Source organism: Streptomyces fumanus (assembly GCF_014655295.1).
GTDB classification, from domain to species: Bacteria; Actinomycetota; Actinomycetes; order Streptomycetales; family Streptomycetaceae; genus Streptomyces; species Streptomyces fumanus.
The window spans coordinates 142152-167280 of sequence record NZ_BNBI01000018.1 but is presented as its reverse complement, the minus strand read 5'-3'; the positions used below and the strand labels follow the sequence as shown (position 1 = coordinate 167280).

At 73.6% G+C, this 25129-nt stretch carries 24 protein-coding genes and 1 pseudogene; 17 read left to right on the top strand and 8 right to left on the bottom strand.

The annotated features are described in order from the left end of the window. Nucleotides 1-118, bottom strand: a pseudogene (locus IE316_RS31625) (xylose isomerase); the annotation flags it as partial. Nucleotides 119-304: 186 nt separating this feature from the next. Here IE316_RS31625 and xylB point away from each other — a divergent pair. The 9 genes from xylB to IE316_RS31580 all read left to right on the top strand — a co-directional run bounded on the left by xylB (nt 305) and on the right by IE316_RS31580 (nt 11265). After that, a complete protein-coding gene (gene xylB / locus IE316_RS31620; RefSeq protein WP_190207956.1) occupies nt 305-1753 on the top strand; it encodes a xylulokinase in 1449 nt (482 codons plus the stop codon). A gap of 52 nt (nt 1754-1805) precedes the next feature. Beyond that, on the top strand, nt 1806-3014 hold the full coding sequence (locus tag IE316_RS31615) for an ROK family transcriptional regulator (protein ID WP_190207955.1): 1209 nt from the start codon (nt 1806-1808) through the stop codon (nt 3012-3014). A gap of 347 nt (nt 3015-3361) precedes the next feature. Then, nucleotides 3362-4375: an acetamidase/formamidase family protein gene (locus tag IE316_RS31610; protein WP_190207954.1), complete on the top strand. Its 1014-nt coding sequence runs from the start codon at nt 3362-3364 to the stop codon at nt 4373-4375. A 73-nt stretch (nt 4376-4448) separates the two neighbouring features. Continuing rightward, a complete protein-coding gene (locus IE316_RS31605) occupies nt 4449-5051 on the top strand; it encodes an N-acetylmuramoyl-L-alanine amidase (protein ID WP_190207953.1) in 603 nt (200 codons plus the stop codon). Nucleotides 5052-5257: 206 nt separating this feature from the next. Continuing rightward, nucleotides 5258-6289: a LacI family DNA-binding transcriptional regulator gene (locus tag IE316_RS31600; protein ID WP_190207952.1), complete on the top strand. Its 1032-nt coding sequence runs from the start codon at nt 5258-5260 to the stop codon at nt 6287-6289. 462 nt (nt 6290-6751) lie between these two features. Continuing rightward, nucleotides 6752-7882 carry a glycoside hydrolase family 12 protein gene (locus IE316_RS31595; RefSeq protein WP_190207951.1) on the top strand — a complete coding sequence of 377 codons (1131 nt, stop codon included), beginning with the start codon at nt 6752-6754 and terminating at the stop codon, nt 7880-7882. A 241-nt stretch (nt 7883-8123) separates the two neighbouring features. Then, nucleotides 8124-9212, top strand: a complete 1089-nt coding sequence (locus IE316_RS31590; RefSeq protein WP_190207950.1) for a lytic polysaccharide monooxygenase — start codon at nt 8124-8126, stop codon at nt 9210-9212. Nucleotides 9213-9336: 124 nt separating this feature from the next. Then, nucleotides 9337-9726, top strand: a complete 390-nt coding sequence (locus IE316_RS31585) for a luciferase domain-containing protein (protein ID WP_190207949.1) — start codon at nt 9337-9339, stop codon at nt 9724-9726. Between the two features lie 342 nt (nt 9727-10068). Further along, the gene (locus IE316_RS31580; protein WP_373311364.1) at nt 10069-11265 is read left to right on the top strand and encodes a phosphodiester glycosidase family protein; all 1197 of its coding nucleotides are present in this window, start codon (nt 10069-10071) and stop codon (nt 11263-11265) included. 28 nt (nt 11266-11293) lie between these two features. Here the strand turns inward: IE316_RS31580 and IE316_RS31575 are convergent, their stop codons facing one another. The 6 genes from IE316_RS31575 to IE316_RS31550 form a co-directional block, all read right to left on the bottom strand. Continuing rightward, the gene (locus IE316_RS31575) at nt 11294-11488 is read right to left on the bottom strand and encodes a hypothetical protein (RefSeq protein WP_190207948.1); all 195 of its coding nucleotides are present in this window, start codon (nt 11486-11488) and stop codon (nt 11294-11296) included. Nucleotides 11489-11609: 121 nt separating this feature from the next. After that, the gene (locus IE316_RS31570) at nt 11610-12473 is read right to left on the bottom strand and encodes a phosphatidylinositol-specific phospholipase C/glycerophosphodiester phosphodiesterase family protein (RefSeq protein WP_190207947.1); all 864 of its coding nucleotides are present in this window, start codon (nt 12471-12473) and stop codon (nt 11610-11612) included. 176 nt (nt 12474-12649) lie between these two features. Next, the gene (locus IE316_RS31565; RefSeq protein WP_190207946.1) at nt 12650-13732 is read right to left on the bottom strand and encodes an acyl-CoA dehydrogenase family protein; all 1083 of its coding nucleotides are present in this window, start codon (nt 13730-13732) and stop codon (nt 12650-12652) included. Beyond that, the gene (locus IE316_RS31560; RefSeq protein WP_190207945.1) at nt 13729-14910 is read right to left on the bottom strand and encodes an acyl-CoA dehydrogenase family protein; all 1182 of its coding nucleotides are present in this window, start codon (nt 14908-14910) and stop codon (nt 13729-13731) included. The genes IE316_RS31565 and IE316_RS31560 overlap by 4 nt, the downstream gene beginning before the upstream one ends. Beyond that, a complete protein-coding gene (locus IE316_RS31555; RefSeq protein WP_190207944.1) occupies nt 14907-15872 on the bottom strand; it encodes an NADPH:quinone oxidoreductase family protein in 966 nt (321 codons plus the stop codon). The genes IE316_RS31560 and IE316_RS31555 overlap by 4 nt, the downstream gene beginning before the upstream one ends. A 95-nt stretch (nt 15873-15967) precedes the next feature. Further along, entirely contained in the window at nt 15968-16540 is a 573-nt protein-coding gene (locus tag IE316_RS31550; RefSeq protein WP_190207943.1) for a helix-turn-helix domain-containing protein, read from the bottom strand. 62 nt (nt 16541-16602) lie between these two features. On the opposite strand from IE316_RS31550, the gene IE316_RS31545 reads away from it, so the two are divergent. The 5 genes from IE316_RS31545 to IE316_RS31525 all read left to right on the top strand — a co-directional run bounded on the left by IE316_RS31545 (nt 16603) and on the right by IE316_RS31525 (nt 21418). Further along, complete coding sequence (locus IE316_RS31545) at nt 16603-17568, top strand: NAD(P)/FAD-dependent oxidoreductase (protein WP_190207967.1); 966 nt, start codon at nt 16603-16605, stop codon at nt 17566-17568. Nucleotides 17569-17699: 131 nt separating this feature from the next. Then, entirely contained in the window at nt 17700-19238 is a 1539-nt protein-coding gene (locus IE316_RS31540; protein WP_190207942.1) for an ATP-dependent DNA ligase, read from the top strand. Beyond that, nucleotides 19235-19693, top strand: coding sequence for an NUDIX hydrolase (locus tag IE316_RS31535; RefSeq protein WP_190207941.1), 459 nt, complete (start codon nt 19235-19237; stop codon nt 19691-19693). Before IE316_RS31540 ends, IE316_RS31535 begins: the two co-directional genes overlap by 4 nt. Before the next feature lie 76 nt (nt 19694-19769). After that, the gene (locus tag IE316_RS31530; protein ID WP_190207940.1) at nt 19770-21155 is read left to right on the top strand and encodes an NADP-dependent succinic semialdehyde dehydrogenase; all 1386 of its coding nucleotides are present in this window, start codon (nt 19770-19772) and stop codon (nt 21153-21155) included. 26 nt (nt 21156-21181) lie between these two features. Next, nucleotides 21182-21418: a DUF6213 family protein gene (locus IE316_RS31525; RefSeq protein ID WP_190207939.1), complete on the top strand. Its 237-nt coding sequence runs from the start codon at nt 21182-21184 to the stop codon at nt 21416-21418. On the opposite strand, the gene IE316_RS31520 is transcribed toward IE316_RS31525, so the two are convergent. Then, nucleotides 21406-22086, bottom strand: coding sequence for a transcriptional regulator (locus IE316_RS31520; protein WP_190207966.1), 681 nt, complete (start codon nt 22084-22086; stop codon nt 21406-21408). The genes IE316_RS31525 and IE316_RS31520 overlap by 13 nt on opposite strands. A 180-nt stretch (nt 22087-22266) precedes the next feature. Here IE316_RS31520 and IE316_RS31515 point away from each other — a divergent pair, with 180 nt between their 5' ends. From IE316_RS31515 to IE316_RS31505, 3 genes are read left to right on the top strand one after another with little or no spacing between them, the layout of a single operon-like run. Further along, nucleotides 22267-23343, top strand: coding sequence for a type III polyketide synthase (locus IE316_RS31515; protein ID WP_190207938.1), 1077 nt, complete (start codon nt 22267-22269; stop codon nt 23341-23343). Beyond that, a complete protein-coding gene (locus tag IE316_RS31510; protein WP_190207937.1) occupies nt 23340-24581 on the top strand; it encodes a cytochrome P450 in 1242 nt (413 codons plus the stop codon). Before IE316_RS31515 ends, IE316_RS31510 begins: the two co-directional genes overlap by 4 nt. A gap of 7 nt (nt 24582-24588) precedes the next feature. Beyond that, a complete protein-coding gene (locus IE316_RS31505) occupies nt 24589-25110 on the top strand; it encodes a cupin domain-containing protein (protein ID WP_190207936.1) in 522 nt (173 codons plus the stop codon). Nucleotides 25111-25129: the final 19 nt, after the last annotated feature.

Sequence of the window (25129 nt, the reverse complement as noted above, 5' to 3'; positions counted from 1 at the left end):
CCGACTCCACCGGATCCAGCTCCGCCCGGGTCGCATCCCCGAACGGATCCCTGCCCTGCCAGCCAACGGTCCACAGACCGAACGTAAACCTGTCCTCAGGGGTGGGCTGGTAGCTCATGTCGCGGCTCCTTGCTCGCTTGCGCCTATTTCGTCATGGCACTTTACAAATTAGTATGCGGACGCACTCCTGGGAAGGGACAAGATGTCCCCGAGGAGTGGTGTCGGGGTCCCCAGGGCCCGGACAACCCGGTAAAACCCCAGGTCAGGCCAGATCCCGCTGAGCCGCGGAAAAGGGAGTAACCCGATGTCAGCAGCCGAGGGTCCGCTCGTCGTCGGCGTGGACACGTCCACCCAGTCCACCAAGGCGCTGGTCGTCGACGCGGCCACCGGCCGGGTCGTCGCGAGCGGCCAGGCACCGCACACGGTGTCGTCGGGCGCCGCCCGCGAGAGCGACCCGCGCCAGTGGTGGGACGCCCTGTGCGAAGCCCTGCGACAGTGCGGTGAGCCGGCCCGCGAGGCCGCCGCGGTGTCCATCGGAGGCCAGCAGCACGGGCTGGTCACGCTGGACGCCCGGGGCGAGCCGGTGCGCCCGGCGATGCTGTGGAACGACGTGCGGTCGGCGCCGCAGGCCCGGCGCCTGATCGAGGAACTGGGCGGCCCGAAGGCGTGGGCGGAGCGCACGGGCAGCGTGCCGAGCGCGTCGTTCACGGTCACCAAGTGGGCCTGGCTGGCCGAGCACGAACCGGAGTCCGTCCGCGCCACCAAGGCCGTACGGCTCCCCCACGACTACCTCACCGAGCGGCTGACGGGCGAGGGGACCACCGACCGCGGCGACGCGTCCGGCACCGGCTGGTGGGCGTCCGGGACGGAGGCGTACGACGACGAGACCCTCGCGCGCGTGGGGCTCGATCCGGCGCTGCTGCCCCGGGTGGTCCGGCCCGGCGAGGTGGCCGGCACCGTCCGCGACGGCCATGGCCTGCCGTTCGCCAAGGGCACCCTGGTCGCCCCCGGCACCGGCGACAACGCCGCCGCCGCGCTGGGCCTGGGCGTCCGCCCCGGAGTGCCGGTGATGAGCCTGGGCACCTCGGGCACGGTGTACGCGGTGTCCCGGCACCGGACCGCCGACCCGACCGGTACCGTGGCCGGCTTCGCCGACGCGCGCGGCGACTGGCTGCCGCTGGCCTGCACCCTGAACTGCACGCTCGCCGTCGACCGGGTCGCGGCCCTGCTGGGCCTGGACCGGGAAGCCGTCGAGCCCGGCACATCGGTCACGCTCCTGCCCTACCTGGACGGCGAACGCACCCCGCTGCTGCCGAACGCCTCGGGCCTGCTGCACGGGCTGCGCCACGACACCACCGGCGGCCAGTTGCTGCAGGCCGCGTACGACGGCGCCGTGCACGCGCTGCTGGGCGCGCTGGACCTGGTCCTGGACGCGGACGCCGACCCGGCCGCGCCGCTGCTGCTGATCGGCGGCGGCGCCCGCGGCACCGCCTGGCAGCAGACCGTACGGCGGCTGTCGGGGCGCCCGGTGCAGATCCCGGAGGCCAGGGAACTGGTGGCGCTCGGCGCTGCGGCCCAGGCGGCCGGACTGCTGACCGGCGAGGACCCGGCCGCGGTCGCCCGGCGCTGGAACACCGCCGCCGGTCCGGTGCTCGACGCCGTGGAACGGGACGAGGAGACCCTCGCGAGGATCTCCGGGGTACTCTCCGACGCGGCCCCGCTGCTGGAGCGGGGCACGTCCACGACCGACTGACCGACCAGGCCCCCGCGAGGGGCGGACATCCCCGAGCGAGGACCGAGGAGGCATGACCGCACCGCCGCACAAGGCCCACCCGGCCGGACCCGGGCGCGCGCTGCCGGACACCCAGCAGGGAATGCGCCGGCGCAACCTCGCCCGGGTGATGCACACCGTCAGCGCAGAGGGACCGCTCTCCCGCGCGGCCGTCGCCTCCCGGATCGGGCTGACCCGCGCGGCGGTGTCGACCCTCGTGGACGAGCTGATCCGCTCGGGCCTGCTGGAGGAGCTGGGGCCCGAGCGGCCGGGCCGGGTCGGCCGGCCCGGGTCCGCGCTCGCCGTGAGCGCGGGCGGACCGGCGGGGATCGGCGCGGAGGTCGGCGTCGACCATCTCGCGGTCTGCGCGGTCGATCTGCGCGGGCGGATACGGTCCCGGGCCGTGCACCACGGCAGCAACCGCGGCCGCAGTCCGGAGCCGGTGCTCGATGAACTCGCCGGTCTGGTCCGGCGGGTCGTCACCGAGTCCACGGCCGAGGGGCTGTGGCCGGCCGGGCTCGCGGTGGCGGTGCCGGGCCTGGTGGCGCGGGACGCCCGGACCGTCGTACGGGCACCGAACCTGGACTGGCAGGACACGGACCTCGCTCCCCTGCTGCCCCTGGACGTGCCGCTGACCGTGGGCAACGAGGCCAACTTCGGCGCGCTGGCGGAGCTCTGGCTCGGCGAGGGCGCACCGCGCGACTTCCTGCACGTGTCGGCCGAGATCGGCATCGGCGCGGCGGTGGTCGTGGACGGGAAGCTGCTGCGCGGTACCCGCGGCTTCGCGGGTGAGCTGGGCCATGTCCCGGTGCGTCCCGACGGGCCCGCCTGCGCGTGCGGCGGGCGCGGGTGTCTGGAGCAGTACGCCGGTGAGGAGGCGGTGCTGCGCGCGGCCGGCCTGGAACCGGGCACGGACCGCGTCGGCGTGCTGGCCGAGCGCGCCGCCGACGGCGACGAGGGGGTACGGCGTGCCCTGCGCGAAGCCGGTACGGCGCTCGGGATCGCGCTGACCGGGGCGGTCAATCTGCTGGACCCGGAGAGTGTGGTGCTGGGCGGGGCGCTGGCCGGACTGGCGCCCTGGCTGCTGCCGTCCCTGCGGGACGAACTGGCCCGGCGCACGGCGGGCCCGGCCTGCCCGGTGTCCGTGTCGGAACTGGGCTCCGAGGGACCGCTGCTGGGGGCCGCGCACTCGGTGGTACGGGCCGTACTGGACGATCCCGCGGCGGTGGCGGAACGAGCCTGAACACGGGCCACGGCGGTCGCGGAACGAGCCTGAACACGGGCCGCGGCGGTCGCGGAAGGGGCCTGAACACGGGCCGCGGCGATGGCGGAACGAGCCTGAGCACGGGCCACGCAGCCCCCTTCCGGTCCCGCTCGTCCTCTCCTCTCCCGCCCTAACCCTCCCTCTCCCGCCCTGGCCCTCCCTCTCCCGCCCAGGCCGTCGCTCGGACGGGTGACGGAGTTTTCCACAGTCGCGTCGCTGTCCACCGAAATGCTCGGTGTCCTTCTGCCCAACCCTGGGCCGTCGTACGGTGATTCATCCCTCGACCACCGCATCGACCGCCTCGCGCAGAACGGAGCCGCACAGCGATGAGCGACCCCAGGATCCTGACCGTGCGTCCCGAACCGGGCGAGTACGCCTGGACGTTCGGCGGCGCGGCGCCCGTGGCGCGCATCGCTCCCGGCACCGTCCTCGACCTCTACACGGAGGACTGCTTCGCCGGCCGGGTGCGGTCGGAGAAGGACCTCGTGTCCGAGGTGTGCGAGTTCCCGTACCTCAACCCTCAGACCGGCCCCTTCTACGTGGAGGGCGCGGAGCCCGGTGACACGGTCGCCGTGCACTTCGTGTCGATCGAACCGGCCCGGGACTGGGCCGCGTCGACCACCGTCCCCCTGTTCGGCGCGCTCACCTCCACCGCCGCCACGGCCACGCTCCAGCCACCGCTGGAGGAGCGGGTCTGGATATGGCAGCTCGACCGGACCCGGCGCACCGCGCTGTTCCGCGCCCGCGACAGCGACTTCGAGGCGGAGCTGCCCCTCGATCCGATGCACGGCACGGTCGGTGTGGCCCCGGCCAACCTGGAGGTGCGCTCCGCCCTGGTGCCGGACGCGCACGGCGGGAACATGGACACCCCGGAGATGCGGGCCGGCGTCACCTGCTACCTCGGGGTCAATGTGGAGGGCGCCCTGCTCAGTCTCGGCGACGGCCACGCCCGGCAGGGCGAGGGAGAGACCTGCGGGGTCGCCGTGGAGTGCGCGATGCACACGGTGGTGATCGTCGAGCTGCTCAAGGGACTGGCCACGCCCTGGCCGCGCATCGAATCCGACACGCACATCGTCTCGACGGGTTCCGCGCGCCCGCTGGAGGACGCCTTCCGCATATCCCAGCTCGACCTGGTGCGGTGGCTGGTGCGCGACTACGGGTTCAGCGAACTGGACGCCTATCAGTTCGCGACCCAGGCGGTCGAGTCGCCGTTGGCCAATGTGTGCGACACCAACTACACCTGCGTGGCCAAGCTCCGCAAACAGTGGCTGCCCGCGCGCGAGACTCACCGGGGAGTGCACGCGCGGCTGCGCGAGACGGCGGCCGGGCTGCGGAACTGACCTGCCCCCCGCCCGGTCCCCCACCTGCCCGAACCCGACCCGACCCCGACCCATCGGCCGAAAGGTGACCTCCATGGAACGAGCAAGACCGCTGACCAGCAGACGACGGCTCCTCGCGGGCGGTGCCGCGCTCGCCGTCGCGCCCTACGCGCTGCTTGCCGGACCCACGGCCGACGCGCGAGCACGGGCCGTCGACTATCCGGGCGCCGAGTGGCAGCCGGCGAGCACGTCGAACTACACCAGGTCCAGCCGTCCCACGGCCTACCCGGTCGACTACGTGGTCGTCCACGTCACGCAGGAGACGTACGCCGACACCCTCGCCATCTTCCGCAACCCGCAGAAGAAGGTGTCCGCGCACTATGTGGTGCGGTCCGCCGACGGACACATCGCGCAGTGCGTCCGCGAGGCCGACATCGCCTGGCACGCGGGCAACTGGGACTACAACACACGCAGCATCGGCATCGAGCACGAAGGGTGGGTGGACCAGCCGGAATACTTCACCGACGCGCTGTACGAGCGGTCGGCCGCACTGACCGCGGCGCTCTGCGCCAAGTACGGCATCCCCAAGGACCGGGCGCACATCATCGGACACCATGAGGTGCCCGGCAGCGACCACACGGACCCCGGTCCGCTGTGGGACTGGACCCGCTACATCAGACTCGTCAACGTGGCCTGACCGGACGGCGCGGCCTCACCCGCCGCACGGCCGCCCCGAGGCGCCTCCCGACACCCCTCTCCGTCGCCCCGCACCCGCCCGTGACCGGCCGCCTCCGCCCGTATCCGTCACCACCGGCCCTCGCCCGGCCCCACCCACCCCGCCCTCGCTCGATCCCGGCGGCGGGATCACCGTAGTATCGGACGATCTCGTGGGGGGTGACGGGCATGGGCAGGCAGCGTCCTGAAACGCCGACGCTGGAGGAGGTGGCCGCCCTGGCCGGGGTGGGGCGGGGCACCGTGTCCCGGGTCATCAACAACGCGGCCGGAGTGAGGGAGTCGACCCGGCGTGCCGTGCAGCGGGCCATCACCGAGCTGGGGTACGTGCCGAACCTCGCGGCGCGGTCACTGGCCGGGCGGCGGGCCGACGCGGTGGCGTTGGTGATGACGGAGACGGACTGGCGGATGGTCGGGGAGCCGTTCTTCACCGAGATCGTGCGGGCCGTGGGTGACGCGCTGGCCGACATGCCCGCCACGCCGGTGCAGTTGCTGCTCACCCTGGTCCGCACGGACGCCGAGCGGCGACGCTTCGTGGAGTACGCGCGGGGTGGGCGGGTCGACGGTGTGCTGATGATGTCGGTGCACGCGGAGGACCCGTTGCCGGACATGCTGGCCGAGGCCGGGTTGCCGACGGTCATGCTGGGGCGGCGTTCCGGTGAGGAGAGCGTCACCTACGTCGACGCGGACAACACGGGCGGGGCGCGGGGTGCGGTCGCGTATCTGCTGGAGCGGGGGCGTTCGGTGGTCGCGACCATCACCGGGCCGCTCGACATGTATGTCGCCGAGTGCCGGTTGCGGGGGTACAGGGAGGCGCTGGAGCGGGCGGGGGTGGAGGTGCGGTCCTCGCTGGTCGTGGAGGGGGACTTCACGCAGGAGAGCGGTCGCCGGGCGATGACGGGGCTGATCGAACGGCATCCGGAGCTGGACGCCGTGTTCGCCGCGTCGGACAGCATGGCCGCCGGGGCGCTGACCGCGCTGCTGGCGGCGGGGCGGCGGGTGCCGCAGGATGTCGCGGTGATCGGGTTCGACGACTTTCTGCTGGCCGAGCACACGGAGCCGCGGCTGACGACGGTGCGGCAGCCGGTGGAGGAGATCGGGCGGGCGATGGTGCGGTTGCTGCTGGAGGAGATGGAGGACTCGGCGGCTGCCTGGCGGCATGTCATCCTCCGCACGGAGTTGGTGGTTCGGGACTCGGCCTGAGGGGGGGCCGGGAGCGCTCCCGGCCCCCGTGTCCCGTTCCTCTCCCTGCCCACCCTGCGCCCTCGCCTCGCCCTCGCCCTCGCTCCCCCTCGACCGCCTCGCCCTCACTCGCCCTCGCCGCAGTGGGTTTCGCCCCCGCCGCCCCTACCCTTCCCGTCCCTGGGGGCTTCGCCCCCAGACCCCCGTTCTGCGCAGTTCCCCGCGCCCCTGAGGGCGCGGGGTGCCACTCCGCGCCCGTATCCGAGAGCCGGTCCCAACTCTCCCGGCCACACCCCCTGTCACCCACCCCTCCCCCCAGAAAAATGCATCCCTTTCTGCGCACAGTCTTGTCAGGGACATGAACCGCTCCTACAGTCCCCGTCAAACAAGTAATGGGAGCGCTCCCATCAGTGGGGAGGTGGGAGCGCTCCCCCAGTACGGCTCCCCCCAGGTCCAGATCCCCCAGAGAGGTTTCCCCCCCGCATGCGACCGTTACCGCAACAGGCCCAGGCCACGCGTGGTCTTCTGGGAGCACTGCTCTCGGCCCTCGTCCTCATGGGGACGCTGGTGACCGCCGCGGCGCCGGCCCGGGCCGCTGACACCACGATCTGCGAACAGTTCGGCTCGACGACCATCCAGAACCGGTACGTCGTCCAGAACAACCGCTGGGGCACCAGCGCCGAGCAGTGCGTCACCGCCACCGACAGCGGCTTCCGGCTGAGCCGGGCCGACGGCTCGGTGCCGACCAACGGCGCCCCGAAGTCGTATCCGTCGGTCTTCTACGGCTGCCACTACACCAACTGCTCGCCGGGGACGAACCTGCCCGCCCGGATCTCCGGCATCTCCGCCGCGCCCAGCAGCATCTCCTACGGCTACGTCAGCAACGCCGTATACAACGCCTCGTACGACATCTGGCTCGACCCGACGCCGCGGACCGACGGGGTGAACCGGACCGAGATCATGATCTGGTTCAACCGGGTCGGCTCGATCCAGCCGATCGGCTCGCCGGTCGGTACGGCGACCGTCGGCGGCCGGTCGTGGGAGGTGTGGTCCGGCAGCAACGGCTCCAACGACGTGCTGTCCTTCGTGGCGCCCTCGGCGATCAGCAGTTGGAGCTTCGACGTGATGGACTTCGTCCGGCACACGGTCTCGCGCGGGCTGGCCACCAACGACTGGTACCTGACCAGCATCCAGGCCGGTTTCGAGCCCTGGCAGAACGGCGCCGGGCTCGCGGTGAACAGCTTCTCCGCGTCCGTCCAGACCGGTGGCGGGAACCCGGGCAACCCCGGCACCCCGACCGCCTGCAGGGTCACGTACGGCACGAACGTCTGGTCGGGCGGGTTCACCGCCGATGTCACCGTCGCCAACACCGGCAGCGCGGCCGTGGAGAACTGGCAGCTCGCCTTCACCCTGCCCTCCGGACAGCGGATCACCCAGGCGTGGAACGCGTCGGTCACCCCGTCCTCGGGGGCGGTCACCGCGAGCGGCCAGGGATACAACGCGCGGATCGCGGCCGGCGGCAGCCAGACGTTCGGCTTCCAGGGCACGTACAGCGGCACGTTCGTCAAGCCGTCCGCGTTCACGCTGAACGGCACGGCCTGCGCCACCGCCTAGACCTGGTCCGGGCCTGGTACGTCACCCGGCGCGCCGCCCCTCTGCCCCGGGGCACGTCCTGTCTTCCACCCCGCCGACAGGGCGGGCCCCGGCTTCCCCCGGAGGCGTCCGCGTCTCCCCACCAGCCCCTCGCCCGTCCGGTCGGAGCACGTTCCCGGACGGGCGGGGGTTCCAGGGGGTTCCCGCCCTCGAAGGCCGATCCCTTCCCCACCCCACTTCTGCACCCGCAACAGGAGATTCCATGGCTCGACGCAGCAGACTCCTCTCCCTGGCGGCCGTCCTGGCCACCCTGCTCGGCGCGCTCGGCCTGAGCGTGCTCGGGCAGGGCAAGGCCGAGGCGCACGGCGTGGCGATGATGCCCGGCTCCCGCACCTACCTGTGCCAACTGGACGCCATCACCAGCACCGGCGGCCTCGACCCGACCAACCCCGCCTGTCGGGCCGCGCTGAACGAGAGCGGCTCGACGGCGCTCTACAACTGGTTCGCCGTGCTCGACTCCAACGCGGGCGGCCGGGGCGCCGGTTATGTGCCGGACGGCACGCTGTGCAGCGCCGGCAACCGGTCGCCGTACAACTTCACCGGGTACAACGCGGCCCGCTCCGACTGGCCCAAGACGCATCTGACGTCCGGCAAGACGATGCAGGTGCAGTACAGCAACTGGGCCGCGCACCCCGGGGACTTCCGGGTCTATCTGACCAAGCCCGGCTGGTCGCCCACCTCCGCGCTGCGCTGGGCCGACCTGGACCTGATCCAGACGGTCACCAACCCGCCGCAGCAGGGCGGGGCGGGCAGCAACGGCGGCCACTACTACTGGAACCTGTCCCTGCCCTCGGGCCGCTCCGGTGACGCGCTGATCTTCATCCAGTGGGTGCGCTCCGACAGCCAGGAGAACTTCTTCTCCTGCTCCGACGTCGTCTTCGACGGCGGCAACGGCGAGGTGACCGGCATCCGCGGTTCCGGCGGGACGCCGAGCCCGGACCCGACCGACCCCAGCCCCGACCCGACGGACCCGGGGCACACCGGTTCCTGCATGGCCGTCTACAGCATCACCAACGCCTGGAACGGCGGCTTCCAGGGGTCCGTGGAGGTCATGAACCACGGCACCGAGCCGCGTAACGGCTGGGCCGTGCAGTGGAAGCCCGGTTCGGGGACGCGGATCAACACGGTGTGGAACGGCACCCTGTCCACCGGGTCCGACGGCACGTTGACGGTCAAGAACGCGGATCACAACCGGGTGATCGCGGCGGACGGCAGTACCAGCTTCGGGTTCACCGCCACGTCCACCGGCAACAATCTGCCGGTCGGTTCGGTGGAGTGCGTCAACCCGTAGCACCCCTCCCTCCGTCCGGGTTGTCCGGGTTCCGGTGGTGATGCGGGACCCGGACAACCTCACGCGGCGGTTACGAATCGCTCAACCCCTGGTTGCGGGGCGATGATCGAGCGACGATGGGCACATGACTCTGGCCCAGCGTGCCCTGGAGCGACTGCAGGACTGGCCCGACCTGACGGCGGGGCCGGCCAGTTGCGGTACCGGGCGGGCGCTCCGCTCCGCCCGTGCCGAGATCGTGCACTTCCACTCGGACCGGGACGTGGACCTGCATCTGACCCGCCGGGCCATCCAGCGCTTCCACTACGACCTCGGCGGGTCCAGCGCGATCCACCTGGTCCCCGGTTCGCGCTGGGTGACCGTGCACCTCGACTGCGACGCCGATGTCGACCTGCTGATGAGCCTGGTGAGCATCGCGCTCAAGGCCCACCAGACGGGTCCCGCCGGGGAGCCGCCGACGGGCTGCAACTTCCACCGGGTCACGGTCCTCTCCCGCGACGGCGCCCTGGACGGCTGACCGCCCGCACCGCCCGGTCCCGGAACCGGAACCGGAACCGGCCCCGGAACCGAAACCAGAACCGGAGGCCCCGGCCCCGCCCGGGACGGCGAGGCAGCAGTCCCGCCCCGGACGGCGAGGCAGCGGTCCCGCCCGGGACGGCCAGGGCACCGGCCCCGCCGGGACGGCCAGGCACCCGACGGAGTGCGTTTTCCGGCCCTTTCCCGCGTCGTCGGCGCACCGGCACCCGCGAGGCCGCCCGGTTCTGGTGCACTTCCCCTGATCCGCACGTCCGTCGACGAGACATCAGGGGGTCCCGTGGCACATCCCGAGCAACTCGACCGGACCAGGGCGCGCAGACCGGTGCTCGCCCTCCTCGCGTCCTGCGCCGCGCTGGCCGGTGCCGCCCTGATCGGCGCGGCACCGGCCGGCGCCGCACAGGCGGCCGTGGACATCGCGCCGGGCGTGACGTACCGGACGCTGGACCTCACCGCGGGGGCGGGCGCGACCCGCGTCCATGTGCTCGACGTCGACCTGAGCGAGCCGAAGGTCGCGCTGGGGCTGCTCTACCCGGGGGCGGTCGCGGCCCGGGCCCCGGTCTCCCGGCTGGCCGACGCGCAGGGCGCCCTCGGCGGCGTCAACGGGGACTTCTTCAACATCACCGAGAGCCAGCACCCGGGCGTCGAGGCCACCGGCGCCGCCGTCGGACCGGCGGTCGCGGACGGCCGGGCGCTGAAGGCGGCGGTGCCCAAGGGGCAGCGGTTCGGACCCGCGCTGCCGCCCGGCACCAGCACCGAGGACGTCTTCGGGGTCGCCGACGACGGGCGGGCCCGACTGGACGCGCTGTCCCTGGACGGGTCGGTCGGCACGGCCGAGGGCACGCTGCCGCTGGGCGGGTTCAACCAGTACGCGCTGCCGGTCGGTTCGATCGGGGCGTTCACGCACGAGTGGGGAGAGGTCTCCCGGGTGCGCGCGACCTGCGGCACGGACACCGACCGGGCCGCGCCGTGCAGCACGGACACCTACGAGGTGACCGTCCGCGACGGCACGGTGGTGTCCACCTCCGACACCCCCGGCAGCGGGGCGATCGGCGCGGACACCACGGTGCTGGTCGGCCGCGAGGAGGGGGCGGCGAAGCTGCGCAAGCTCGCCACCGGCGAGGCCGTGCGGGTGGCGTACGGGCTGAAGGCCGCGTCCGGGGCGGCGTACCGCTTCGCGCTGGGCGGCTTCCCGGTGCTCGCGGGCGGCGAGCCGCTGGCGGGGCTGGACGACCGGACCTCGGCGGTACGCACCGCCGTGGGCGTCGCCGACGGCGGGCGCCGGGTGCTGCTGCTCGCGGTGGACGGGGCCGCCGCGTACCGTACCGGACTGACGATCGCCGAAGTGGCGGACACCTTGGGCGACTTGGGGGCGACGGAGGGGTTCGGTCTGGACGGGGGCGGCTCGACGACGCTGGTCGCCCGGGAGCCGGGCTCGTCCGGGGTGACGGTGCGCAACCACCCCAGCGGCGGCGCCGAGCGTCCCGTCCCGAACGGCATCGGGGTCTTCGCGGCGTCCTGACCCGCAAGGGCTCGCGGGCGCCGCCGGCTCAGGGGCTGAGGCCGCTGACGATGTCCGCCGTGGCGGTCAGGCCGCTGCTGATGGTGGGGGCGACGCTGGTGCTCGCCAGGTAGAAGCCCAGCAGCAGGCAGACCAGCGCGTGCGAGAACTTCAGTCCGCCGTTGCGCAGGAAGATCACCGCCAGCACGGCGAGCAGCAGCACCACAGAGATGGAAATGGCCATCGACGATCCCTCCGCCACGCCGCCTGTCCGGTTCACGGCGTTTCGGCCGCAAGTGTGGCGTAGCGGAGGGTGCGTCCGGGCGACCGGGCCGTCCGCCGATCGTGTGGTGTCGTCCGGTGGGTCAGGCGGTCCCGCGGGCGTCGAGGAAGGCTTCGAGCCCGGCGAGGTCGTCGGTGTTGAGGTGGTCGGCGCCGGCCGCGAGGAGTTCGGTCCAGACCGCGTCGCGGGCGGGGCCGGGCAGGTCGGGGGTGGCCCAGAAGCGGACCCGCTGTCCCCGGGCGTGGGCGGTGCGGACGATGTCGCGCAGCTTGCGGCGCTCGGCGTCGGGGAAGGCGCCGACGCCCTGCCAGGTGAAGTTCAGCGTCCAGTTGTCGCTGATCAGCGGGATGAAGGAGGCGGGCGCGGCGGTGCCCAGGTCGGTGAGCCGGCCGTCGTAGAAGGCGCGGCGGGTGGTCTGGGCCGCCATGGGCGCGCGGGCGGCGCGGTCGCCGGAGATCACGGCGGTGACCGGGCCGGGGTGCACCCGGCCGTGGGCGTAGGTGGTGAACAGGTGCCGGTAGCGGCGCAGGTGCCGGTCGAGTTCCAGGTAGGTGGAAGCGCCCTCGGTCTTGATGTCGATGAGGAGTTGCAGGGGGCGGTGATGGCCGCGGTAGACGCTGCCGCCCTGGGCGCGGACGCGGGCGGCGAGCGGGTCGAGGTAGAGGGACTCCAGGGTACGGGCGGGGTCGAGGTCCACCGGGTCGTGGGCGACGAGGAGTTGGCCGTCGACGAGGTGGATGTCGGCCTCGACGCTGCCGAAGCGGTGGTCGAGGGCGTCGAGGAGGGGGCGGGGGTGTGCGTAGTCGTTGTGGGCGTGGGCGCGCCACAACGGGCGGGGTCGGTGGGCGCGTTCGCCCGCCAGCGCGGAGGTGGCGGGCAGGGCGAGGGACCCGGCGAGGGCGGCGCCGAGGGTGGTGAGGGCTCTGCGGCGGGTGGTGAGGGCCATGCGCTGCCTCCCTGGTAGGCCGTACGGGACCTCAGTGAGTATGCGAGCCGGACCGGCCCGGGAAGCAGTGCCGCGCGGTGAATTGGCCGAAGGGCCGTCACCTGTTCACTTGGTGACGGCGGGGTACGCGCGAGGGCCCGCCCGGGGTGCGGGCGGGCCCTGGTCCGGCGGCCGTCCTACGGGGCCGGGAGTTCCACCAGGCCGGCCAGGGCGGCGCGGTGGGCGCCGGCCGTGCCGTAGGCGAGGGAGTCGGCCTTGGCGCGCTTGAGGTAGAGGTGGACGGGGTGTTCCCAGGTCATGCCGAGGCCGCCGTGGAGTTGCAGCGCCTCCTCGGCGGCGCGGACGGCGACGGGCGCCGCGTACGCCTGGGCGACGGCGACGGCCACCTCGGTGTCCTGGCCGGTGCTGAGCGCGTCGGCGGCGTTGCGGGCGGCGGCGCGCAGGTGGACGGTCTCCAGCCACATCTGGGCCAGCCGGTGCTTGAGCGCCTGGAAGCCGCCGACGGGCCGGTTGAACTGCTTGCGGTCCTTCAGGTAGCGGACGGTCTCGGTCAGCGTCCAGTCGGCGAGGCCGAGTTGTTCGGCGGCGAGCAGTCCGGCCCCGGCCCGCAGGGCGCGTCGTACGGCGGGCTCCGCGTCGCCGAGCCGCCGCCCCGGCGCCCCGGCCAGGGTGACCGTCGCGAGCGGCCGGGTGAGGTCCAGCGAGGTCAGCGGGGTGACCGTGGCGTCCCCGGCCCGCACGGCGTACAGTCCGCCGTCGTCGGCGGGGACGAGGAGCAGGTCGGCGGCGGCGGCGTCCGCGATGCCGGTCAGCTCCCCGTGCAGCGCGCCGCCTTCGAGCCGTACGGGGGTGAAGGCGGCCCCGGGGGCGAGGTGCAGGGCGACGGCGAGGACGCCGACGCGGCGGCCGGTGGCCAGCTCGGCCAGCAGGTCCCCGGCGGCGCAGTCCAGCAGGGCCTCGGTGGCGACGACGGCGCTGGTGAGGTAGGGCACGGGGGCGACGGACCGGCCCAGTTCCTCCAGTACGACGGCGGTTTCGCGGTGGGTGGCGCCCTGGCCGCCGTACTCCTCGGGGACGAGCAGCCCGGCCAGGCCCATGCCCTCGGTGAGGGACTTCCACAGGGCGCGGTCGTGCGGGGCGTCGGACTCGGTGCGCGCGATGACGCCGGCCGGGTCGCAGTGGTCGGTGAGCAGGTCCCGGACGGCGGCGCGCAGCGCCTCTTCCTCCTCCGAGTACAGCAGGTCCGGCTGGGCGCTCATCGGGCGAGGTCCTTCCATGCGACGTCCTTGTCGGTGCGCGGCTCGGCGGGCAGGCCGAGGACGCGTTCGGCGACGATGTTGAGCAGGACCTCGCTGGTCCCGCCCTCGATGCTGTTGCCCTTGGAGCGCAGGTAGCGGTACCCGGCGTCGCGGCCGGTGAAGTCGACCAGCTCGGGGCGGCGCATGGTCCAGTCGTCGTACAGCAGGCCCTCGGCGCCGCGGAGTTCCACCTCCAGGCCGCTGATCTCCTGGTTGAGGCGGGCGAAGGCCAGTTTCATGCCGGCGCCCTCGGGGCCGGGGTGGCCGGCGGCGAGCTGCTGGCCGAGCCGCTCCCCGGTGAGCCGGGCGACCTCGGCCTCGACCCACAGGGTGAGCAGGCGCTGGTGCAGGTCGTGGGTGCGCAGTTCGGGGCGTTCGCGCCAGGTGCGGGCGGCCGGGCCGATCATGCCGCCCTCGCGGGGCAGGCGCCGGCCGCCGATGGCGACCCGCTCGTTGTTGAGGGTGGTCTGGGCGACCCGCCAGCCGTCGCCGACCTCGCCGAGGCGGCGGTCGTCGGGGATGCGGACGCCGGTGAGGAAGACCTCGTTGAACTCGGCCTCGCCGGTGATCTGCCGCAGCGGCCGGACCTCGACGCCCGGGTCGGTCATGTCGCACAGGAAGTAGGTGATGCCCCGGTGCTTGGGCACGTCCGGGTCGGTGCGGGCGATGAGGATGGCCCAGCGGGCGAGGTGGGCGCTGGAGGTCCACACCTTCTGCCCGTCGACCACCCAGGTGTCGCCGTCGCGGACGGCGCGGGTGCCCAGGGCCGCGAGGTCGGAGCCGGCGCCGGGTTCGCTGAACAACTGGCACCAGACCTCCTCGCCCGTCCACAGCGGGCGCAGGAAGCGGCGCTTCTGCTCCTCGGTGCCGTACTGGAGGATGGTCGGCGCGGCCATGCCGAGGCCGATGCCGATGCGCCGGGGGTCGTTGTCGGGGGCGCCGGCGGCGGCCAGTTCGGCGTCGACGACGGGCTGGAGGGTGCGGGGCAGGCCGAGGCCGCCGAGGCCCTCGGGGAAGTGCACCCAGGCCAGTCCCGCGTCGAAGCGGGCCCGCAGGAAGTCCGTGCGGGCGGTGCTCGCGGGCGGGTGCGCGGCCAGGAACTCCTGGGTGCGGCGGCGCAGTTCGGCTGCGTCGGTCATGCTGCCTCCTCCATCACGACGGCGATCCGGCCGGTGCTCGTGCCGTCGGCGACCTTCTGGACGGCGGCCGCGGCCCGGTCCAGCGGCACCCGCTCGCTCACCAGCGGGGAGATCGCGCCCCGGGCGGCCAGTTCGGTGAGCTGCTCGTGGCAGTGCTGGACCAGCTCGGGGTTCTTCGTGGTGTACAGGCCCCAGTGCAGGCCGAGGACGGCGTAGTTCTTCACCAGGGCGTGGTTCAGCGCCGCGCTGGGGATGGTGCCGCTGGCGAAGCCGACGACGACGATCCGGCCCTCGAAGGCGACGACCTTGGTGGACTGGGTGTAGGCGGTGCCGCCCACGGGGTCGTAGATCACGTCGGCGCCCCGGCCGCCGGTGGCCTCCTTGACGACGGTGATGACGTCCTCGCTCTTGCGGTCGATCACCAGGTCGCAGCCCAGTTCGCGGGCGACGGCGGCCTTCTCGGGGCCACCGACGACGCCGATGACGGTGGCGCCGGCGGCCTTGCCCAACTGGACGGCCGCGCTGCCCACCCCGCCCGCGGCGGCGTGCACCAGCAGGGTCTCGCCGGCCTCCAGGCGGGCCCGGCGGTGCAGGCCGAACCAGCCGGTCTGGTAGCCGATGTGCAGGGCGGCGGCCCGGGCGTCGTCCAGGGCCTCCGGCGCGGGCAGCAGCGCGGCGGTGTGCGCGAGGGTGTACTCGGCGAAGCCGCCGTGCGGCAGCACGGGGGTGGCGATGACCCGGCGGCCGTCCTCGGTCTCGGCGCAGACCTCCACGCCGGGGGTGAACGGCAGCGGCGGCCTGACCTGGTACTGGCCCCGGCACAGCAGCGCGTCGGGGAAGTTGACGGCGGCGGCGCGCACCCGGAGCAGGACCTGCCCCTCGCCGGGCGTGGGCGGGGCCACGTCCGCCAGGCGCATCACCTCGCCCGGCTCGCCGTTCTCGTGCACCTGCCATGCCTGCATGCGGAGCCTCCACCGACTGCGTCGTCCGACCGGGTCCACCGCATACTAAGCGGTCGCTTGCCGATCAGGGAACCGTCGGGGGACCGTCGGGAAGCTCACGCCCGCGCGGGCCGCGCCCGAACGTGCATCCGCTCGCCCTGCGGGCCGAAGAGGCTGAGGAACTCGGCCGGCCCCTCCCCCGCCGCCCCGAACCAGTGCGGCACCCGGGTGTCGAACTCGACGGCCTCCCCGGCGCCGATCACCAGGTCGTGGTCGCCGAGGACGATGCGGAGCCGGCCGGAGAGCACATAGAGCCACTCGTAGCCCTCGTGGGTCTGCAGTTCGGGCTCCTCCTGGCGCGGCGGCACCAGCACCTTGAACGCCTGGAGGCCGCCCGGCTGGCGGGTGAGCGGCCAGTAGGTGCGGCCGTGCCGCTGGACCGGCCGGGAGCGCACCCGGGGGTCGCCGACCGGCGGGGCGCCGACCAGCTCGTCCAGCGGCACCTGGTGGGCCCGGGCGATCGGCAGCAGCAGCTCCAGGCTGGGCTTGCGCAGGCCGGACTCCAGCCGCGAGAGGGTGCTCACGGAGATGCCGGTGGCCTCGGCGAGCGCGGCGAGGGTGACCTCGCGCTCCTTCCTGAGCTGCCGCAGCCGGGGGCCGACCCCCGCGAGTACGTCGTCCGTCGTCATGACTTTATTGCAGTTCCGGCAAACGCGTTTGTCAATGTCGCATCGGCTGGGTGACGCTCGCGGTGGAGGTGGTCACCGTGACCGAGAAGACGCAGAACAGCGAGCGGTACGACGTGGTCGTGGTCGGCGGCGGCACCGCCGGGCTGTCGGCCGCGCTCACCCTGGGCCGGGCCCGGCGCCGGACGCTCGTCGTGGACGCGGGCGAGCCGCGGAACGCGCCCGCCGCCCATATGCAGGGCTATCTGAGCCGGGACGGCATGCCGCCCGCCGAGTTCCTGGCGGCCGGCCGGGCGGAGATCGCGGCGTACGGCGTGGAGCTGGTCCGCGACCGGGTGGTGGGCGTCGCCGGGGAGCGCGACGGCTTCACCGTGGAGCTGGCCGGCGGGCGGACCGTGGGCGCCCGGCGGCTGGTGGTCGCCACCGGCCTGAAGGACGAGCTGCCGGCGGTCGACGGGGTCGCCGAGCGGTTCGGCCGAGATGTGCTGCACTGCCCGTTCTGCCACGGCTGGGAGGTCCGCGACGAGCGCTTCGGCGTGCTGGCGAGCAGCCCGCTCAGCGTGCACCAAGCGCTGATGGTGACCGGCTGGTCGGACGACGTCACCCTGTTCCTGCACACGGTCGGCGAGGACGAGCTGTCCGACCAGGACCTGCGCAGGCTGGCGGCGGCCGGGGTGAAGGTGGTGCCCGGCGAGGTGGCCGGGCTGGTGGCCGAGGACGACCGGATCACCGGCGTCCGACTGGCCGACGGGACCGTGCACGAGCGGTCGGTGGTGTTCGTGGCGCCGCGTGCGGTGCCGCGCAACGGACTGCTGCGGGAGCTGGGCGCGGAGCTGACCCAGACCCCGTTCGGGGCGTACCCGGTGGTGGACCCGACCGGGCTGACCAGCGTGCCGGGGGTGTGGGCCGCGGGCAACGCGATGGGCTTCGCCGAGCAGGTCGTCCACGCGGCCAGCGGCGGCTACCGGGCGGCCTCGGCGATCGTCGGCGACCTGATCATGTCCGACGTGGACGCGGGCCTGGGGGACTGACGGGGGTCCCCGCCGACGACCCGGCCAGGTGCGAGGCCGGCCCTCCCGGGCGTGCCCGCGGGACTGACGGGAGTCGCCGCCGACGGCCCGGCCAGGTGTGAGGTCGGCCCTCCCGGTGCACCATGAAGGGCATGCTGCTCGCCCGCTTGGCCCAGGTGTCCCGGGAGGTCGCGGCCACCTCGGCGCGGTCCCGCAAGACCGCCCTGCTCGCGGAGTTGTTCCGGGAGGCGGAGGCGGCGGACGTCCCGGTCGTCATCCCGTATCTGGCGGGCCGGCTGCCGCAGGGCCGGATCGGCGTCGGCTGGAAGGTGCTGGGCCGGCCGGTGCCGCCCGCCGCCGCACCGACACTGACCGTGCGCGAGGTGGACGCCCGGCTGACCCGGCTCGCGGCGGTCTCCGGCCCCGGATCCCAGGCCGAGCGGACCCGGCTGGTCGGCGAGCTGATGGGCGCGGCCACCGAGGACGAGCAGCGGTTCCTGCTGGGCCTGCTCACCGGCGAGGTCCGGCAGGGCGCGCTCGACGCGGCGGCCGTGGAGGGGCTGGCCTCCGCCACCGGGGCGCCGGCGGCGGACGTGCGGCGGGCGGTGATGCTCGCCGGGTCGCTCCAGGCGGTGGCCGAGGCGCTGCTCGCCGAGGGGCCGGACGCGCTCGGCCGGTTCCGGCTCACCGTCGGCCGGCCGGTGCTGCCGATGCTGGCGCACACCGCGTCCTCGGTCGCCGAGGCGGTGGCCAGGCTCGGGAGCTGCGCGGTCGAGGAGAAGCTCGACGGCATCCGCGTCCAGGTGCACCGCGACGGCGCCACCGTACGGTGCTGCACCCGCACCCTGGAGGACATCACCGACCGGCTGCCCGAGGTGACCGCGGCGGCCCGGGAGCTGCCCGGCGAGCGGTTCGTGCTGGACGGCGAGGTGATCTCCTTCGGCGCGGACGGGCGTCCCCGCTCGTTCCAGGAGACCGCCGGGCGGGTCGGCTCGCGCACGGACGTGGCCACGGCGGCGCGGGCGGTGCCGGTCTCCCCCGTCTTCTTCGACGTGCTCTCCGTCGACGGCCGGGACCTGCTCGACCTGCCGCTGACCGAGCGGCACGCGGAGCTGGCCCGGCTGGTCCCCGGGCCGATGCGGGTGCGGCGCGTGCTGGTGGCCGGGCCCGAGGACGTGCGGGCGGCGGAGGACTTCCTCGCCGAGACGCTGGCCCGGGGCCACGAGGGCGTCGTGGTCAAGGGCACCGACGCCCCCTACAGCGCGGGCCGGCGCGGGGCGTCCTGGCTGAAGGTCAAGCCCGTGCACACCCTCGACCTGGTGGTCCTGGCCGCCGAGTGGGGCCACGGCCGCCGCACCGGCAAGCTCTCCAACCTGCACCTGGGCGCCCGCGCCGCCGACGGCTCGTTCGTGATGCTCGGCAAGACCTTCAAGGGCATGACCGACGCGCTGCTCACCTGGCAGACCGCACGCCTGGGCGAACTGGCCGTCGAGGAGCACCCCTGGGGTGTGACCGTCCGCCCCGAACTGGTGGTCGAGATCGGCTATGACGGCGTCCAGCGCTCCACCCGCTACCCGGCCGGCGTCACCCTCCGCTTCGCCCGGGTGATCCGCTACCGCGAGGACAAGCGCCCCGAGGACGCCGACACGGTGGAGACCCTGTTCGCCGCCCACCCGGAGGCGGCACCGTGAGGCGCAGCGCGGGCCTGCTGCTGTACCGCCGTACCGACGCCGGTCTGGAGGTGCTGCTCGGGCACATGGGCGGCCCGTTCCACGCCCGCCGCGAGCAGGGCGCCTGGACCGTCCCGAAGGGCGAGTACGAGGAGGACGAGCCGGCCTGGGAGGCGGCCCGGCGCGAGTTCCGGGAGGAGCTGGGGCTGGCGCCGCCCGAGGGCGCGGCCGTGCCGCTGGGCGAGGTCCGCCAGTCCGGCGGCAAGCTGGTCACGGTCTGGGCGGTGGAGGCCGACCTGGACCCGGCGGCGGTGGTGCCCGGCACCTTCCGCATGGAGTGGCCGCCGCGCTCGGGCCGGGTCCAGGAGTTCCCGGAGCTGGACCGGGTGGCATGGCTGTCCCTGGACGCGGCCCGCGAGGTGATCGTCACGGCGCAGACCGCGTTTCTCGACCGCCTGGCGGAGCACTCGGGCTGACGAGACGCCTTCGCGTTGCGGTGCGCCGCGCCCGGCGCGAAGGTCGAAGCACAGCCCGCCCCCAGGGAGGTCAGCCATGCCCATCGCGACGGTGAACCCGGCGAACGGCGAGACGGTCAGGACGTACGAGGCCATGGGCGAGGAGGAGACCGGACGCCGTCTCCAGCTCGCCGAGGCCACCTTCCGCACGTACCGGACGACGACGTTCGAGGAGCGGGCCCGGCTGATGCACCGGGCCGCCGATCTGCTGGAGGCCGACCAGGACGAGATCGGCCGGATCATCACCACCGAGATGGGCAAGCCGATCAAGCAGGCCCGCGCCGAGGCGGCGAAGTGCGCCAAGGCGATGCGCTGGTACGCCGACCACGCGGCCGGGCTGCTCGCCGACGAGGAGCCCGCCGAGGCCGATGTGAAGGACTCCGGCGCCTCCCGGGCCCTGGTCCGCTACCGCCCGCTCGGCCCGGTCCTGGCGGTCATGCCGTGGAACTTCCCGCTCTGGCAGGTGATCCGGTTCGCCGCCCCGGCGCTGATGGCGGGCAATGTCGGCCTGCTCAAGCACGCCTCGAACGTGCCGGCGACCGCGCTGTACCTGGAGGACCTCTTCCACCGCGCCGGCTTCCCCGAGGGCTGCTTCCAGACCCTGCTGATCGGCTCGGCGGCGGTGGACGACGTGCTGCGCGACGAGCGGGTCAAGGCCGCCACCCTCACCGGCAGCGAGCCGGCCGGCCGCGCGGTGGCCTCCACCGCCGGGGAGATGATCAAGAAGACGGTGCTGGAGCTGGGCGGCAGCGACCCGTTCATCGTGATGCCGTCCGCCGACATCGACCGGGCGGCCCGGGTGGCGGTGACCGCGCGGGCCCAGAACGCCGGGCAGTCCTGCATCGCCGCCAAGCGGTTCATCGTGCACACCGACGTCTACGACGCCTTCGCCGAGCGCTTCGTCGCCGGGATGAAGGCCCTCAAGGTCGGCGACCCGATGGACGAGGAGACCGAGGTCGGCCCGCTCTCCAGCGAACAGGGCGTGACCGACCTGGTGGAGCTGGTGGAGGACGCGGTGCGCGGCGGCGCCACCGTGCTGTGCGGCGGCGAGCGCCCCGACGGGCCCGGCTGGTACTACCCGCCGACCGTGCTGGCCGGCATCACCCGGGAGATGCGCATCCACCGCGAGGAGACCTTCGGCCCGGTCGCCACCCTGTACCGCGCGGCCGACCTGGACGAGGCGGTCCTGATCGCCAACGACACCGACTTCGGTCTCAGTTCCAACGTCTGGACCCGGGACGACGCCGACGTGGACCGGTTCGTCCGGGACCTGGAGGCGGGCGGTGTGTACGTCAACGGGATGACGGCCTCGCATCCGGCGTTCCCGTTCGGCGGGATCAAGCGGTCGGGGTACGGCCGTGAGCTGTCCGGGCACGGAATCCGGGAGTTCTGCAACATCACCACCGTATGGCACGGGGCGTGAGGCATCCGCGGCTACGATCCCTTTTCGTGACCCGCGAAGTGACCCTCCCCCTGATCGTCGACCACCGCGGCACCTTGCAGGTGGCCGCGGCCGACGTGAGCAAGCTGCTGCGCACGGTGGGCGGACGGTGGCTGCGTCTGGTGGAGAACGGCGAGGTGGCCCTGGACGAGGACACCGTCGCGGCCCTGACCATCGAGCTGGCCAAGCTGGCCGACCGGATCGACGTGGCCTGCATCGCGCACAGCAGCGGTCAGTCGGGCTGAGCCCCCTCCAGCTCCCACAGCGTCCGCCAGAACATCGCCTCGTAGGCCAGCAGGAGCCGCCCGTAGCGCAATGTGAGGTCCTGGTTGAGCCCGCCCGCGGCCAGCCCCTCCTGGACGGCGGCGGTCGCCTTCGCGTCGAGACCGGGCGCGGGCGCGGCGAAGTGGTCGAAGAAGGCGCACGCCTCGTCGGTGAAGCCGTAGTGGCGGCGCAGGGCGGTGGCGATGGTGGCGCAGTAGCCGCCCCAGGCGGAGAAGTTGGCGTGCAGGGCGAGGACGGTCTCGGCGGGCGAGCCGTTGACCGCCAGCCAGGCGACGTACGCCGGGTACGCCTGGCAGCCCGGCAGCGGGTCGTGCCGCACCGCCCGCTCCTCGCCCGCCCCGCAGGCCGCGGCGAACCCGGCGAGCTTCTCGGCGGCGACGGCCTCCCCCTCGGCCAGGGCGGTGAAGTACGCGGCGGTGTCCGGGGCGGGGCCGGCGGTGCGGTGCGCCAGGTACTCGAAGGCCCGGCGGTCGGCCGGGATCACCCAGCGCTGCTCCAGGGCCAGCGCGGCGAGCGTGTCCCGGCTCGCCGCGCCCCGCGCCAGCAGGGGCACCAGCCGGTTGGCGCCGGGGTCGGGGGCCAGTTTTCCGGTGGTGGTCGCCAGCAGTTGCCGTGCCGTGAGGGCCATCGTCTTCTCCGTCGCCTCGGCCGTGCGGTCGTGCTCCACCCTGCCAGGGTCCCCGGTACGGAGTAGCCCGGCGAGAGATCGGCGTCCCGCCGGGTGATCGTGGGTGGACACCCCAAGAGGTGGACCACTTTCCGACCGGGGCGCGCAAGGCCCCCCGGGAGTCGAAAGCAGGCACGGTTCATGGCGACTTTGTGCAGACCCTCGGTGTCCGTACCCGAGCACGTGATCACGATGGAGGAGACCCTTCAGCTAGCCCGTGAGCGCCACGCCGGCCATCCCCAACTGCCGCTGGCCCTCAGGCTGATCGAGAACACCGGGGTGCGTACCCGGCACATCGTGCAGCCCATCGAGGAGACCCTGAAGCACCCCGGTTTCGAGGACCGGAACAAGCTCTACGAGGCCGAGGCCAAGGCCCGGGTGCCCGCGGTGATCCAGCGGGCCCTGGACGACGCGGAACTGCTCGCCAACGACATCGACGTGATCATCTACGTGTCGTGCACGGGCTTCATGATGCCCTCGCTCACCGCCTGGCTGATCAACGAGATGGGCTTCGACAGCACCACCCGGCAGATACCCATAGCGCAGTTGGGCTGCGCGGCGGGCGGCGCCGCGATCAACCGGGCGCACGACTTCTGCACGGCCTACCCGCAGGGCAACGCGCTCATCGTGGCCTGCGAGTTCTGCTCGCTGTGCTACCAGCCCACCGACATCGGCGTGGGCTCGCTGCTCTCCAACGGCCTCTTCGGCGACGGCATCGCCGCCGCGGTGGTCCGCGGCCGGGGCGGCACCGGCGTCCGCCTGGAGCGCAACGGCTCGTACCTGATCCCCAAGACCGAAGAGTGGATCATGTACGACGTGAAGGCGACCGGCTTCCACTTCCTGCTGGACAAGCGGGTGCCGGCCACCATGGAGCCGCTCGCCCCGGCGCTGCGGCAACTGGCCCGCGACCACGGCTGGGACGCGTCCGACCTGGACTTCTACATCGTGCACGCGGGCGGCCCGCGCATCCTGGACGACCTGAGCAAGTTCCTGCGGGTCGACCCGCACGCGTTCCGGTTCAGCCGGGCCACACTGACCGAGTACGGCAACATCGCCAGCGCCGTCGTCCTGGACGCGCTGCGCCGCATGTTCGACGAGGGCGGCGCGCAGGACCGGGCACGCGGCCTGCTGGCGGGATTCGGGCCGGGCATCACCGCGGAGATGTCCCTGGGCCACTGGCGGTCCGCGGACGAGAGCCGAGACGTGAGACGACCGTGAGCGAAGAGACCATCCCCCTGACCGTGCCGCCCGACCCGGCCCCCGGCACCGCCCCGCCGGTGCGGCACTGGCCGGCCCTGGACCTGCCGGGCACCGACTTCGACCCGGTGCTGCGCGAGCTGATGGCCGAGGGTCCGGTGACCCGGATCGCGCTGCCCAACGGCGAGGGCTGGGCCTGGCTGGTGACCCGCTACGAGGATGTGCGCACGGTCGCCAACGACCCCCGGTTCGCCCGGGAGCCGGTGATGGACCGGCAGGTCACCCGGCTCGCCCCGCACTTCATCCCGGCGCGCGGCGCGGTCGGCTTCCTCGACCCGCCCGACCACACGCGGCTGCGCCGCTCGGTGGCCGCCGCCTTCACCGCCCGCGGGGTGGAACGCGTCCGCGAGCGGGCCCGTTCGCTGCTCGACGAACTCGTCGACGCGCTGCTGGCGGAGGGGCCGCCGGCCGACCTCACCGAGGCGGTGCTCAGCCCCTTCCCGATCGCGGTGATCTGCGAGCTGATGGGCGTCCCGGCCGGCGACCGGCACGGCATGCACACCTGGACCCAGCTCATCCTGTCCTCGTCGCACGGCGCCGAGGTCAGCGAGCGGGCCAAGCAGGAGATGAGCGCGTACTTCTCCGACCTCATCGCCCTCCGGCAGGACAGCACCGGCGAGGACGTCACCTCGCTGCTCGGCGCCGCCGTGGGCCGCGAGGAGATCACGCTGGACGAGGCGGTGGGGCTCGCGGTGCTGCTGCAGATCGGCGGCGAGGCGGTCACCAACAACAGCGGGCAGATGTTCTACCTGCTGCTGACCCGCCCCGACCTCGCCGAACGGCTCCGCTCCGACCGGGAGGTCCGCCCCCGGGCCATCGACGAGCTGCTGCGCTGGATCCCGCACCGCAACGCGGTCGGCCTGTCCCGGATCGCCCTGGAGGACGTCGAGATCAGCGGGGTGCGCATCCGCCGGGGGGACGCGGTGTACGTGTCCTACCTGGCCGCCAACCGCGACCCGGACGTCTTCCCCCACCCGGAGACCATCGACCTCGACCGCAACCCCAACCCGCATGTCTCCTTCGGGTTCGGGCCGCACTACTGCCCGGGCGGGATGCTGGCCCGGCTGGAGTCGGAGCTGATGGTGGACGCCCTGCTGGAGCGGGTGCCCGGGCTGAAGCTGGCGGTGGCCGCGCAGGACGTGCCGTTCAAGAAGGGCGCGCTGATCCGCGGGCCCGAGGCCCTGCCCGTCACCTGGTGAGCCGCCGATGACCACCACCGAGGGACTGCTGGTGCCGCCGGGCCACGGCCGGGTCGTCGAGGCCCCGGCCCAGCACGTGACCTTCAAGGTGACGGGTTCGCATTCGCGGATGGCGTCCACCTTCGAGGTGATCGTGCCGCCGGGCTTCGACGTCGGCGCCCATGTGCACACCCGCAGCGAGGAACTCTTCTACGTGCTCGAAGGGGAAGTCGACGTCCTCGCCTTCGAGCCCCGCGTCCGCACCCCCGACAACTGGCAGCGCTGGGAATCGGCCTCGGGCAACCGGGTCGTGCGGGCCACGCCCGGCACGGTCATCGTCGTCCCGCCCGGCTGCCCGCACGCCTTCGCGAACCCGACGGACACTCCGGCGAAGATGTTCTTCCAGGCCAGTCCCCCGCCGGATCACGAACGCTACTTCGAGGAACTGCTGGAGATCCTCCAGGACGGCGGCCCCCCGGACCACGAGGCGATCGAGGCGCTGAGGGCCAAGTACGACATCCAGCAACTGACGCCGCTGAGGCACGGGTGACGCACCCGCACCCGCACCC